Source organism: Methyloglobulus sp. (assembly GCF_046714055.1).
GTDB lineage: Bacteria > Pseudomonadota > Gammaproteobacteria > Methylococcales > Methylomonadaceae > Methyloglobulus.
Map to the genome: position 1 here is coordinate 1 of NZ_JBKKBJ010000216.1, position 13,383 is coordinate 13,383.

Genomic DNA, 13,383 nt, shown 5'->3' on the forward strand with positions numbered 1-13,383 from the left:
GGTATAAAACGAGGGAAGCAGGACGGCTGGGGCAGCCGCAGGCATTGGCGGTCGCGTTAAGTTTTTGCCGCTTGCTTGGGCTGGGATGCCCAAAACAAGCTTTCGCAAAAATAGCGACTCCCTTCGGTTCCGTTAAAAATCATCAGCAAGGTCAAACAGTCAAACGATAGCCATATCAAAAAAATCCTGGTGTTAGTCGATAAAAACCCCTTCCCTTTCGTTGGCGAATTTGAATTCAGCCCTCACAGCGGCAAGGCCGATCTTGCCATGCGAATTCGGGTCAACACCTACAGCTATATCCGTGCCATTGCCGAAATGAATGATGGCAAGTTGTATATGTCAAAGAAATATGTTAAAGCCAGTGGCGGTTGCTCTGCGCCAGTGGGGGTCGATCTTGATGCGGCCATGCTGCGCCTGGGTAAAATGAAATTTCGCTTGGATGGGGGCATTAAAACCAAAGAGCCAACACTGGTTCAGCTATTGATTAGCCACCCCAATCTAAGCGGTATGCAAATGGATCAAGTGTCACGGTTCATCAAAAAATCGCATTTCGTTGAACAAATGAAAGTGTCTTTTAACGATAAACCGATTTTGACCGCAAAAACGGATATAGCGATCAGCTCCGATCCCAATTTCCGGTTTTACTTTGTCCCCGATGAAGCCGGTATCTTAAAAGCCGAGATTACCGACACTTCATGTGAAAGCCCAACGGCGCGGGATGTCTGTAAAAAAGGCAATACCTATACGGAAACATACGTCATCAACCCTTGATGTTTGAAGGCTGACTTTGACTATGACAGAATTATTTGCTATTGCGCCTTACCTTGGATATCAAATACGATAAACAATAATATCTGTGATAACAATCCATACTAAGTAATAGCGTGCAACTGTTTTTAAAAGCCGTCATTCCGGCAGGGATTGCCGGTATCCAGACTCCATAGAGGGCTCGGAGCTTGCCGTCCATGGCACTGGATACCCGCTTCCCGGCGGGTATGACGTACTTTTTTGCTTCAGTTGCTAATCAAGTCCTTTAATTCAGATTTTAAATCGGTTATTCATTTTTACTTATAAGGACGAACATTCATAAAGAGCGAATATGAAATACATACTAGCAATAGACCAAGGCACCAGCAGTTCGCGTTGCATTCTTTATGACCAAGAAACCCAGCCTGTTGCCGTTGCCCAGCAAGAATTCAAACAATGGTATCCGCACCCTGGCTGGGTCGAACACCATGCCGAAGAGATTTGGCAAACCCAGGCTAGTGTCATTAAGCAAGCGCTGCAACAACAAGGCTTGAAACCGTCCGATATTGCCGGTATTGGTATCACCAACCAACGGGAAACCACGGTAATTTGGGAACGAAAAACGGGCAAACCTATTTACAATGCCATCGTCTGGCAAGACAGACGGACTGCCGACGAATGTACTCGGCTTAAGGATGCGGGTTTTGAACCGACGGTCCAGGCCAAAACCGGACTATTGCTTGATGCCTATTTTTCAGCGACCAAGATAAAATGGCTGCTGGATAACGTCGAAGGTGCCAGAACTAAAGCCGAACGCGGTGAACTGGCTTTTGGCACCATTGATTCGTGGCTGGTTTGGAACCTTAGCCAAGGCGAATTGCATATTACCGATGTCTCTAACGCTTCCCGTACCCTGTTATACAACATCGAACAACTTCGATGGGATGAGGAATTACTGGCATTATTCGATATCCCCCCTGCCCTGCTCCCCACCGTAAAAACATCCACCGAAGTCTATGGATTAACCCAGCATCCCGAAATAGGTTTGGGCATACCCATTGCAGCCATTGCTGGCGATCAGCAAGCCGCCTTATTCGGCCAGCTTTGCCATCAACCCGGCATGGCGAAATGCACTTATGGCACGGGGTCGTTTTTAATGATGAATACCGGGCGCAAAAAAGTGGTCTCAAAACACCGCTTACTTACCACCATCGCCTGGCAAATCGGTGATGATGTCACCTACGCCCTTGAAGGCAGCGTGTTTATGGGCGGCGCGGTCATGCAATGGTTACGGGATGGTTTGATGGTATTCAAACAAGCGTCGGATTCCGAAGCGCTAGCCAGCAGCGTCAGCGATAACGGCGGCGTTTATTTTGTCCCCGCGCTGACTGGGCTCGGCGCACCACATTGGGATCCCCATGCCCGTGGCGCTATCTTCGGTATTACCCGTGGCACGACCCGCGCACATCTGGCTCGGGCAGCGCTGGAAAGCATTGCTTTCCAAGTCGATGAACTCTTGCAGACCATGGCCTTAGACTGCGGCGAACCCATTACCCAATTACGGATAGACGGCGGCGCAGCCAACAACAACCTCATGGTGCAATTTCAGGCGGACATATCCAACATCAACGTCGCCCGGCCCGATAACCTGGAAACCACCGCCCTGGGTGCGGCTTATCTAGCGGGTCTCGCCGTGGGTTTTTGGAAAATTGATGAACTCAACAAATCATTGCGTGTTAACCAGACATTTAAACCTAATTTGCCATCTGAACAGGTTGATTTGCTCAAAAACTATTGGCAGAAAGCTGTTGCCAGGGCAAAAAACTGGGCAGAATAAATATTGCTGGGATGGAGCGCTAGAATAAATATTGTAGGTTGGGTTGGCATCGCCAACCCAACAAATCCCTTATATCTCCTATTTGTTGGGTCACTACGTAGATCGCCCTACATTTTGCGTCTTACCGCGTTGGCTAAGAACACCCGAGCACCGCTTTGATCCTGGTTGCGTCCGCTATCATCTGAGCCTTTTTTGCAGGCGGGATCACGCTCGGTGGCTGCGCTTGAACGTATTGAATGAAGAGGCTGAGCACCCCGCAGGCCAAGGGCTTGTTCCGGGGATTGGCCAGGGCGGTTTGCAATGCTGCCAACAGTTTTGTTTTAAGGGGCGTCGGCAGCGCCATGCCTTTCGCGAGCTGCACCAAGTCCACGATCTGTTCCGGCGCACCTTTGACCTTCACGGTGAAGCTGGCGCTGGCTGCGTTGCCGGCAGCATCGCCCGCCGCGCATTGCACCACGGTTGTGCCAATGGAATACGCTGCCCGAAACAGGCGTACAGACCAGGGACGTGACGCCGGTATTGTCCGTAACTTGAACGGTGTAGTTGACCACCGCACCGGTTGGCATCGTTGCATTGACAATGATATTGACGGGTGGGGTGAAAACGGGCGGTTCATTGTCGCTAGCCTGTAGCGAGAACGTTGCGCCCTTGACGTTTCGCGAGCTGTTGCCGTCTTCGTTGCTCGCCCAGACGACGCGAACGTAGCCGCTGCCCAGCACTGTGATGTCGTTGCGGTGCTCGGTGACCAGGGGGGTGTTGGTGATCTGGTACAGCTGGTTCGAAGCTAGGTCGTAAACGAAGATGTCGCTCGTTCCGCCGAGCGTAAGGCTGCTTTCGAAGGCGATGAAGTTGCCCGCGATGCTCGGGTTGCCTTCGTGGGTCGACATCTGGAGCTGCACTTCGGCGCCACCGGCGACTGGGCGCCAGAAGAGGTCCGCGTTCCCCGCGCGGAAGGAGTCGTAGACCACCAGCGTGCCGTTGGTGTCGGGGTAGTGTTCGGCGTTGGGCGAGTCGTTCGTCACGCCCACGTTCCAGACCGCTCCAACCTTCGCTGCCTGCCAGATGTCGCAGTTGCTCAGCGACGAGTTGCAGTGCTCCCAGGTGACGACGTTCCCGTCAGGAGAAACGGAGGGGCTCTCGTCCGGGTTGGTGTCGTTGGTGATCCGCACCGAGGTCAAGGTCGCCAGGTCGTGAATGACGATCTCGCTGTTGCTCGGCTCCAGACCGAAGTAGTAGGTTGGGTTGCATGCTTTTCGCAACCCAACATTGACTATGTCATGACGATCATGTTGGTTTGATCGCCAACCAAACTTTTTTGGGCTCCGAAATGTTGGGTTAACGATGAAGCTGTTAATCCAACCTACCGCAACTCATCAACCCAATCCAACCCAACCGTAATCCAATTTACAATTCGCTGCTATTCATGACCCATATTGTCGGGTATGGCAATGGTATCGCTTCCCCATGTTGTGGGTAAAATACCTTGGCGTATGTGTCGGTGGATGCTGCTATACGCCCAATCCGCTGGACGCGCCACATAACCATGTTTGACGGGATTGTAATGGACGGCGCACCCTTTCCTCCTTAAACGCGGTACGCAAACGCGCTATGGCATCTTCGGTATTTAAAAAACGGGCGCGACGAAATGTTACGACGGTAAAAAAATAGGTTGCACCTTCGGTAAAATCGCGGCGATATTACATACGCCGTATTTTGTACAACTGGATGGCCTTTGTAAACCTCGTGATTGGGGGCCGACCTAGCAATGACATTGTAATCAATAGAATCAATAGTGTAACGCGCCGTCCGGCTTTGCTTTTTGGGCTTTAGCGCTATCTATAGTAAATAAAGTTAACAACAGCGGTAGTATCACTGAATTCAGAGGGTTTGCTGATTATGAATGATGTCCTAGGATTTAGGGTTGTGGCAGGAAGTCCATAAGAAAAATCGATAGCCTTTACTTTGAAGGGTATGCCAGCTTTGACCATGAATTCGATAATTAGGTCTTCGTCGATTAAACCAACACTATCAAGGCTCCAATGGGGTTGCAGAGACTCCGAAAATAGCTGCCCGGCAACTGTTGAATGAAGCACATCAGCCCCTTCGACAGTAACTTTTAATTTAGGTGCGTGCCTTGGTGATTTAACCCGTATCCTAATCTTTCGCTTATCAGAATTTTTATCAGATAGGGCACTGTCTTCCAGCGTTTCTATCGTCGGCGATTGCAAAGCTAACATGGGAACTGGTGCTGCCCACATTGCAGGAAAATTGTCGCCAAATAACTCAGGCAGATGTTGTTTTGCCTGGGGGCTAGCAAAAAAAGCCGAGGTCCATTCATCAAGTTGTTTATCCGTAGACAGCCAAAAGGCTCGCTGTCCTGAACTGCTGAGCACGTAAAACAAGGTATTTTGGCGTGGATGATTGGCATCAAAACCGGAAGTGAATGAACCTATTGCCAATGCTACAGCGCCTAATAGTAATGATAATCCTATCAAATATTTTCGTTGCCCTATCATCTCCAAGAGAGGAGTTAACAGGCCTAATAACAATACCAGGGGAACAATCACCACACCGATCATTTGCGGTGTTAAGCCGATAAATAACCCTCTTATAAGTGGCGTGAATAGCAGGATGCCGGGAATACTTCCCAGAAAAATCACTATCGGCGAACCTTGGAAAGTCCCCTCTCCCCCTGGGAGAGGGCTAGGGTGAGGGAAAATTGACTCTAAACCCCTCATCCCAACCTTCTCCCGAAGAGAGAAGGGGTTTATAAATAATATCCCCACAACCAGAATCATTGCCACCAAAGGCCAGAAGAACAGGAAACTCGCCCCTGGCAGCCAAAGACTACTCACCACTAGCAATAGCAACCAGCAAGCCATGACCCCGAGGATAAATTCTATGAGCCGTAACCATTTGTATAGATATGCTTGCAAAATACGAAACAATCCAATGTTCAGGAAAACGAAAGCCAGCAAATACCAATGACTGTTATAGGTGTCGCCCTGAACAAACGATTCATATTCAGGATGTAATTGGCAGATACTCAACCATAAAAAATGGCTAGCCATTGCCAAACCAAATAAGATAAATAGGAATACGATAGCCCCTGATACTACCCGACCTACCCGCACGGTTTTCGTTCTCAAACCCAGCGTTATTGCCGTAGCAAACAGCAGCAGTACAATGCCGTTAAGCGGCATAACCCAACCCACCGGATAATTGAGCAATCCTAATCCGGGTACATCAAAATAGACACGATCTGTAGATTTCAGGTCGTTTAAAGGGAGATTGCCAAAATACTTGACCAAGGCAAGCATGATGTCTCCCTCGTGTTGCAAACTGCCTTGATCTAGCAATTCAGGACGGTCAAGTTGGGTGTGGTAATGCGTGTGGCCTTCAATCGCCGCGAAATTCATCCCCGGAATGCCTGCCTGTATAAAGACGGACATATCGGTATCATTGGGTAAGCGTTTGTAAACCTCATACATCATGGAATTAGCCAATAAAAAGGGTGCGGCAGTTGCCAGTCCCTCGATGAGTTTTCCATTGCCCTGGCTGGTTTCAAACATCATAAAAGCGCCGCGATTGCCACGATACTCAAAATTCAGAGCCAGACCGATATTTTTTGCCCAAGGATGTTGGCGGACAAACGCTTCTGCTCCAAGCAATCCCGTCTCCTCGCTATCGGTAAAAATAGTAAGCAAGTCGTTTTGTAATGCGGGCTGCGTTTTTATGGCCCGCAGCGTTTCCAGGATTGCCGCGACCGATGCGCCGTCGTCTGCGGCTCCAGACCCTGTGTGTACGGAATCGTAATGCGCGACCAGCAGCAATGCCTTACCCGGTTTTGTCCCCGGAATCCGCACCAGTACGTTATGAATTCGTCCTGCGTGTTTTTTTTGAGGATAGACCACCAGCGCCGATTGTATTTCCGGCGCAAGACCCAATCCTTTTAACTGGGCAACCAAATACTGGCGCACTTCAGCATTCTCACGGCTACCTGTCGGATGTGGTTGCGATCCGATTTGTCGCACATGTAACATGGCGCGGACTGAAGAAAAAGCCGACGTAGGTGCAGAAAATGAGGATGGCGTGGGCGGTAATGTGTGGAAAAGCCCAATGCCCACTAGCGCCAGAACCCCGACAAGGAAAATGATAGCCTGGGTGGATTTGGTCTTTTGTAGTGGCTGATGTTCATTTAGCATCGTGGGCGTTGGGTGTTTAGTCACAAAACATGCCTTTTATTCGGTCAGCCAACACACTAGCCAGTAAATAGGAAAGCTATTTATGCTGAAATTAAGCTCTACTTTATCGGATTAACATTCAAGCTCGTCATACCCGCCTGGAAGCGGGTATCCAGTGCCATGGGGCAATCTCAAATCCATCCCTGGATCTGGATTCCGGCAATCCATGCCGGAATGACGCGCTTAGAAAATAGTCAGTAATAATATGACAATCCAGTATTAGCCATTTGAAACGGCTCTTAACCGTCTGATAACACCAATCGGGAAGTTCCTTTCTGGTTATTTGCACTCACCACCGCAAAATCTAAATTAACCAAATCTTCAAATTGGGCTCTAGCTTGTTGGACGATTTCTTCGGCCAAGTCAGCGCTTTCAACAGCACAGAAACCCGTCGGCCCCCAGGATGTTTGACCGACTGCAACCGCAGATTGCTGTGTTAGCCAAGCCATCGCTTTGGCGACTTCCTTGCTGGCATAGATACCGCCTTGGGCTGGGGAAAAGTGTTTGCCGACTGCTTGTTGTAATTGCGAAATGACGTGACCGAATTGCTTAAGGTCATGTTCAGCAACGGCTGGCAACCCTTGCATCATAATAAGGTAACACAAATGCTCTGCTTCATGCTGCGTGAAAGGCGGCAATGACTCAAATGCCGCGATTTCCTGCTTGCCATGCAAGCCTTGTCCACGCCGGTCGAAAACCAGGATAAAGCGCCAGTCTGATGGCACATGAAGGTGGACAAGCACAGGTGGGGTAATGGTTTTTTCGCCACGTCCGCCATCAACGACCAAGCCGCCATGTTCAAACACACCGATGCCTATGCCGGAACGTAAGCCCCTATCCATTACCGAGGCAATATCGCGCACGGTCAGCCCTAAGCCGTAATAGGCGTTTAATGCCGAACCGATTGCCAAGGCCATTTGGGTTCCTGAACCCAAACCCACATGCTCAGGAATTGCCGATTCAATGGTTATATTAAGCTGATCGGATACGTTTAACGCATCACATAACTGGGTCAAACACCGATCGGCTCGTTGTGCGGAAGGCCCGGTAATGCGACGCTGGCCTGCTTTGGATAAGGTCAACCATGTGTTTATTTCGTTCAGGGCAATACCGATACTGCCAAAATGTCGGCCCAACGACCCGCTCAGGTCAATAAAGCCCATGTGTAATCTTGCGGGTGCGCTGACAGATATTCTGGTAAAGGAAGACATTAAGTTACTGGATTTTTAATCGCTGGTTTATGGGCAATTATATCCTGATAGGCACGTGGGGGGTAAGGTTTCAAAGACTTGTGACAGGTCATCCAACATGCAATCGCACATTTCAACCGTTAAGGGATTGACGGGGAATGTCGAAGGAACGTACACCGAATAAGCGCCCGCCGCAGATGCAGCGACAATACCCGTATGTGAATCTTCAAATACCATACACTGACGAATATCAACCAGCATCCGCTCGGCTGCTTTCAGGAAAATGTCAGGCTCCGGCTTGACCCGATCTACATCATCGCCCGTGACAAGCAAAGGGAATCGCCCAGAAAGCCCAGCAATAGCGAGACAATGTCGCGCGTAAACCGCCCAACTATTGGTTGCCAAGCAAACCGGAATCCCTTGTTGCTCGGCATAATCAAGCAAAGTCACAACGCCTGTTTTGACTGCTATGCCGTGTTCACGGACATGGTTTCGCCAACAGTCAGTACCTAACTGTTTAAAAGCATGCAAATTAAAATCTTGCCCTAACCAAGTCTGTAACTGCGCTTCGACTTGATGATAATGATAACCGGACAAAATTTTGAAAGAATCCGGTGCTAACTTATAACCCATTGCCTTAACCGCTTGTTGCCAAGCAGCAAAGTAGCTCGGTTCGGTATCCAAAACCAGACCGTCCATATCAAAGATAAATGCAGAAAAGTCGGTTAATCTCAGCATTGAACGACCTTTATATACTCGTCCGGTGCTTCCCGGCTGGAGCCTACGACAAGCCTAATAATTCCATTTTCTGACTGTTCCAATAATCCGGCAATCTCTACCGTTTCTCCCACAAACGCTTGGCCTGTATACGTTGCAGTAAAACAGACAACCAATCCGATATTTTCATGATCGATTTTAAATATTGCTGGATAATCGAATCCGTACTTGTCTTCGATAATTTTGCACTGAACAGTAATTTCGCCGTATTTATGATAAACAATAAGTTCCGCATTAACCTGTCCGTCAATAAAATTAAGGTCAAATTTTCTTCCGTTAATGAGCGCTTTGTTGAATTTACGGCGCTCATGCCAAACATATTCTTGTAAAGTTAAGGCACACGAACGTCGCGCATAAGATTCTTGCCATTCCTTATCGCTCAACGCACCCAATTGATATTGCTCGATAAATTCAGCAGTAATTGCCCGTGCTTGGTGGAACTGTTCCCGATCATAAAACACCAAGTCTATATCCGAATTTTGTTTCTGCGCCCCTATCAAGATAGAACCGGTCACTCCGGCTTTTGATAAGTCCAGGCCGTTTTGTTGGAATAATAGGCACAAGTCATATAAATCCTGTTCGACCTTATCACGGAATTGGCCAGATAGAATCTGCTGTAACCGTTGCCCTGGGCTATGGTGTTGAACGATACGCCTGGTATCTACTGCATGGAGTTGGGCATCCAACATCGCAGAATAATGCAGATATTCGGGATAATTACTTTTTAAATATTCGTTTGCTGGCTCAGTTGCAACTTTATGCCACTGCCTGTTATGTTCAGCATCGCGCTTAATGTAACGCAGAAAGCACAGTACTTTCTCTTGCCCACCACAGCGTTCTGTACCCTGCTGGACAACCGCAAAAACCAGTCCTTCTGCGGTTTCGATAAAGTCTTTAGGTAGATAAGGTTCATTTTTTTTCGACATCTTTAAATAATTACCAATGCCTCTTTGCTAAAGCAACAAACGTTTATGGAGCAAGGCGAAAGGCACAAGGCCAAAGGCTAAAAGGTTGTTGTTTCGCTCCTTTTGCCTTGCACCTAAGTCATAAATTTATTGAAAACCCGAGCTTATTCTTTTATGCTCACGCAGTTTTGACCGATAAACCACAAGCCACCCCTTATTATGCCCTAAATCACTCACAGGAAACCTTATGAAAATTGGTGTACCCAAAGAAATTCACCCCGGTGAAAAGCGCGTAGCCACAACGCCGGAGGCCGCAGAACAAATTATCAAGCTGGGTTTTTCCGTCCTGCTCGAAAGCGGTGCGGGGCTTGCTGCGAATATTTCAGATGAAGCCTACAAAGAAGCGGGCGTTGAAATTGTAAACAATGCCAAAACATTGTGGAAAAAAGCGGATATCGTCATGAAAGTTCGTGCGCCCGAACGTCACCCCGAACTGGCGCTCGACGAAATTGAGCTGTTGTCTAAAGGTGGTTGTTTGATCAGTTTTATCTGGCCTGCACAAAATGAAGAGCTGATGAAACGACTGGCTGCTAAAGATGCAACCGTATTGGCGATGGACAGCGTACCACGGATATCCAGGGCGCAAAAACTCGATGCCCTCAGCTCAATGGCGAATATCGCCGGATACCGCGCTATCATCGAAGCGGCCCAACATTTTGGCCGATTTTTTACCGGTCAGATCACCGCCGCCGGTAAAATCCCGCCTGCCAAAGTCTTGGTCATTGGCGCCGGGGTTGCCGGATTAGCGGCAATTGGCGCTGCGAAAAGCATGGGCGCTATCGTGCGTTCCTTCGACACCCGCCCTGAAGTCAAAGAGCAAATCGAAAGCATGGATGCCGAATTCCTGATGCTCGATTTCAAAGAGGAAGGCTCAGGCACGGGCGGTTATGCCAAAACCATGTCCAAAGAGTTCATTGAAGCGGAAATGGCCTTGTTTGCCAAACAGGCGATGGAAGTGGACATTATTGTGACAACGGCGCTCATTCCTGGGAAGCCTGCCCCAAAACTAATCACCCAGGCGATGGTTTTATCCATGAAGCCCGGCAGTGTCATCGTTGATTTGGCGGCTGAACAAGGCGGCAATTGTGAATTGACCGAGAAAGATAAGGTCGTTGTCAAACATGACGTTACTATAATCGGGTACACCAATCTGCCTAGCCGACTTGCCAACCAGTCCAGCCAACTTTACGCTACCAATATAAGGCATCTACTGACCGATTTGTGTCCTGAAAAAAATGGCGTTATCAACGTCAACATGGAAGACGAAGTGATCCGGGGTACGACTGTCATCAAGGAAGGCAAAATCACCTGGCCCCCACCGCCGCCTACACTAACGGTTGCCCCCGCTGCAAAAACAGAAGCCAAGGCTGTCATTAAACCTGCTAAAAAGTCAATCCTGCCCGAACCTGTCAAACAATTCCTGCCTTTGCTACTGGGCGGTGCGGCGTTGTTCGGTATCGGTTCGGTAGCGCCGACCGCCTTTATGTCGCATTTCACGGTGTTCGTATTGGCCTGTTTCATCGGTTATCAGGTGATCTGGAACGTCACCCCGTCCTTGCACACGCCGCTGATGAGCGTAACCAATGCGATCAGCGGCATTATAGTGATTGGTGCCTTGGTGCAAATTTCCACGCCGGGCTTTTTTATTACGATCCTCGCGGGGCTGGCTATTTTAATCGCCTCTATCAATATCGCGGGTGGCTTTCTGGTTACCCGGCGCATGTTAGAAATGTTCAGAAAATAATAAGGGGAAAATGATGTCTCAAAGTTTAGTCACGATGTCTTACATCGTCGCCACCATCCTGTTCATTCTAAGCTTAAGCGGATTAAGCCACCAGGAAACGTCCGGGCGCGGCAATTATTTCGGCATGTTGGGCATGGCGATTGCGATTGTAGCCACGTCCTTTAGCGGTGCGGTCAATTCTTATATCATCCTGGTTTTGGCCCTGCTGATTGGCGGGGCAATAGGCACAAAAGCGGCATTAAAAGTCCAAATGACACAAATGCCGGAATTGGTTGCCATCATGCACAGCCTAGTCGGTATGGCGGCTGTGTTAGTCGGTTTTGCCAACTTCATGGATAGCACTAGCACGGTCAGCGGCGTGGAAAAAACCATCCATGAAGTCGAAATTTACCTGGGTATCTTTATCGGCGCAGTCACCTTCTCCGGCTCTGTGATTGCATTCGGCAAGCTCAGCGAAAAAATCAGTGGCAAACCCATGTTGTTACCCGGTCGGCACTGGCTGAACTTGGGCTTATTGGTTTCGGCAATTTTTCTGTGCACGATGTTCTTAAGCCAAGCTGAAACGGGCGGCGGCACTTTCCCCTTATTGCTTATGACCCTCGTTGCCTTGGCATTCGGCGTACACATGGTGATGGCGATTGGCGGTGCGGATATGCCCGTGGTAGTGTCCATGCTGAACAGCTACTCCGGTTGGGCAGCGGCGGCGACTGGATTCATGTTAAACAATGATCTGCTGATTGTGACCGGGGCGCTCGTCGGCAGCAGCGGGGCGATCTTGAGTTACATCATGTGCCGTGCCATGAACCGCCATTTCCTTAGCGTGATTGCAGGCGGCTTTGGTACGGCTTCGGGTGGCGATGCTGCCGTGGTCGAGGGCGAAGTCCAACCGATTGATGCCGAAGAAGCTGCCCGTTTACTCATGGATGCCAAAAACGTCATGATTATTCCCGGTTACGGTATGGCGGTTGCACAAGCACAGCACACCGTCAATGAAATCACCAAATTCTTGAGGGATAAAGGCAAAAAAGTGGGTTTTGGTATCCACCCCGTCGCGGGCCGTATGCCGGGGCACATGAACGTCTTACTGGCTGAAGCCAAAGTGCCTTACGATATCGTCTACGAAATGGACGAAATCAATGAGGATTGGGATAAGGTGGATGTCTCTATCGTGATCGGCGCCAACGACATCGTCAATCCCTCTGCGCTGGATGACCCTAACAGCCCCATTGCCGGAATGCCAGTATTGGGATGCTGGAAAGGCGAAACCACCATCGTACTCAAGCGCAGTATGGCCTCCGGCTATGCCGGTGTAGGCAATCCCTTGTTTGTGAAAGACAATACCCGGATGTTATTTGGTGATGCTAATGCCACCATGCAGGCGGTATTGAAGGCGTTGAAGGGTTGAGTTATGTAGGGGTGGAAACCGTTAGGTGTTCCGCCTAATACGTCGGAACACGGCTAACGCCGCTTCCGACTTACGGGTTAATCATACAAGGGCGGATTACGACGCACGGGAAATCCTTACATTTATTAAGTTTGTACGGTTTGCGCGTCTAATCCGCCCTACCGTGCTACCGTGCTTGTCGCGGACTTTATCGAGCAATTTCTTTGGTTGCATTGGTGTCGTAATTGTTTGCATAGTCTGTCGTGTTGACTTATACTCAAGCCACAATAAATAAGCGGATAATTTTAATTTACTGTGATTATACGACAATTTACAGTCTTTATAAGACACCAGTTGTCGTATATATCACGTTAGGCCTAACAGCACAGCAACAGCATCGACGGGCTTCCAGACCATCTTTGGGTAACGACGATTGCAATACACTCGCTCTGACGTCACAGAGCTTTGATTTTTAGAAATAAGGTGAACACTATG

The 13,383-nt window shown here is 49.0% G+C and carries 8 protein-coding genes and 1 pseudogene; 4 read left to right on the forward strand and 5 right to left on the reverse strand.

Features of this window, described 5'->3' with window-relative positions:
* Positions 1 to 126: 126 nt before the first annotated feature.
* Together ACLQ6D_RS13040 and glpK are read left to right on the forward strand one after the other, a co-directional pair.
* Positions 127 to 771, forward strand: a pseudogene (locus ACLQ6D_RS13040) (quinoprotein dehydrogenase-associated SoxYZ-like carrier); the annotation flags it as partial.
* A gap of 328 nt (positions 772 to 1,099) precedes the next feature.
* Complete coding sequence (glpK, locus tag ACLQ6D_RS13045) at positions 1,100 to 2,584, forward strand: glycerol kinase GlpK (RefSeq protein ID WP_411727755.1); 1,485 nt, start codon at positions 1,100 to 1,102, stop codon at positions 2,582 to 2,584.
* Between the two features lie 320 nt (positions 2,585 to 2,904).
* Here the strand turns inward: glpK and ACLQ6D_RS13050 are convergent, their stop codons facing one another.
* The 5 genes from ACLQ6D_RS13050 to ACLQ6D_RS13070 form a co-directional block, all read right to left on the reverse strand.
* On the reverse strand, positions 2,905 to 3,843 hold the full coding sequence (locus tag ACLQ6D_RS13050; RefSeq protein WP_411727756.1) for a TolB family protein: 939 nt from the start codon (positions 3,841 to 3,843) through the stop codon (positions 2,905 to 2,907).
* A gap of 573 nt (positions 3,844 to 4,416) precedes the next feature.
* A complete protein-coding gene (locus tag ACLQ6D_RS13055) occupies positions 4,417 to 6,813 on the reverse strand; it encodes a M28 family peptidase (protein ID WP_411727757.1) in 2,397 nt (798 codons plus the stop codon).
* A 254-nt stretch (positions 6,814 to 7,067) separates the two neighbouring features.
* Positions 7,068 to 8,039 (reverse strand): beta-ribofuranosylaminobenzene 5'-phosphate synthase family protein, encoded by a 972-nt coding sequence (locus ACLQ6D_RS13060; RefSeq protein ID WP_411727758.1) that lies wholly within the window; start codon positions 8,037 to 8,039, stop codon positions 7,068 to 7,070.
* A gap of 27 nt (positions 8,040 to 8,066) precedes the next feature.
* Positions 8,067 to 8,756, reverse strand: coding sequence for an HAD family hydrolase (locus tag ACLQ6D_RS13065; protein ID WP_411727759.1), 690 nt, complete (start codon positions 8,754 to 8,756; stop codon positions 8,067 to 8,069).
* Positions 8,750 to 9,721, reverse strand: a complete 972-nt coding sequence (locus ACLQ6D_RS13070) for a hypothetical protein (protein ID WP_411727760.1) — start codon at positions 9,719 to 9,721, stop codon at positions 8,750 to 8,752. Before ACLQ6D_RS13070 ends, ACLQ6D_RS13065 begins: the two co-directional genes overlap by 7 nt.
* Positions 9,722 to 9,947: 226 nt before the next feature.
* On the opposite strand from ACLQ6D_RS13070, the gene ACLQ6D_RS13075 reads away from it, so the two are divergent.
* Together ACLQ6D_RS13075 and pntB are read left to right on the forward strand one after the other, a co-directional pair.
* On the forward strand, positions 9,948 to 11,504 hold the full coding sequence (locus tag ACLQ6D_RS13075) for a Re/Si-specific NAD(P)(+) transhydrogenase subunit alpha (RefSeq protein WP_411727761.1): 1,557 nt from the start codon (positions 9,948 to 9,950) through the stop codon (positions 11,502 to 11,504).
* 13 nt (positions 11,505 to 11,517) lie between these two features.
* Complete coding sequence (gene pntB, locus ACLQ6D_RS13080; protein WP_411727762.1) at positions 11,518 to 12,909, forward strand: Re/Si-specific NAD(P)(+) transhydrogenase subunit beta; 1,392 nt, start codon at positions 11,518 to 11,520, stop codon at positions 12,907 to 12,909.
* Positions 12,910 to 13,383: the final 474 nt, after the last annotated feature.

What these genes read in the sequence shown, in the direction of transcription:
- glpK (WP_411727755.1), top strand. Translation starts at nt 1,100, where the DNA reads ATGAAATACATACTAGCAATAGACCAAGGCACCAGCAGTTCGCGTTGC.
- ACLQ6D_RS13060 (WP_411727758.1), bottom strand. Translation starts at nt 8,039, where the DNA reads ATGTCTTCCTTTACCAGAATATCTGTCAGCGCACCCGCAAGATTACAC.
- ACLQ6D_RS13065 (WP_411727759.1), bottom strand. Translation starts at nt 8,756, where the DNA reads ATGCTGAGATTAACCGACTTTTCTGCATTTATCTTTGATATGGACGGT.
- ACLQ6D_RS13070 (WP_411727760.1), bottom strand. Translation starts at nt 9,721, where the DNA reads ATGTCGAAAAAAAATGAACCTTATCTACCTAAAGACTTTATCGAAACC.
- ACLQ6D_RS13075 (WP_411727761.1), top strand. Translation starts at nt 9,948, where the DNA reads ATGAAAATTGGTGTACCCAAAGAAATTCACCCCGGTGAAAAGCGCGTA.
- pntB (WP_411727762.1), top strand. Translation starts at nt 11,518, where the DNA reads ATGTCTCAAAGTTTAGTCACGATGTCTTACATCGTCGCCACCATCCTG.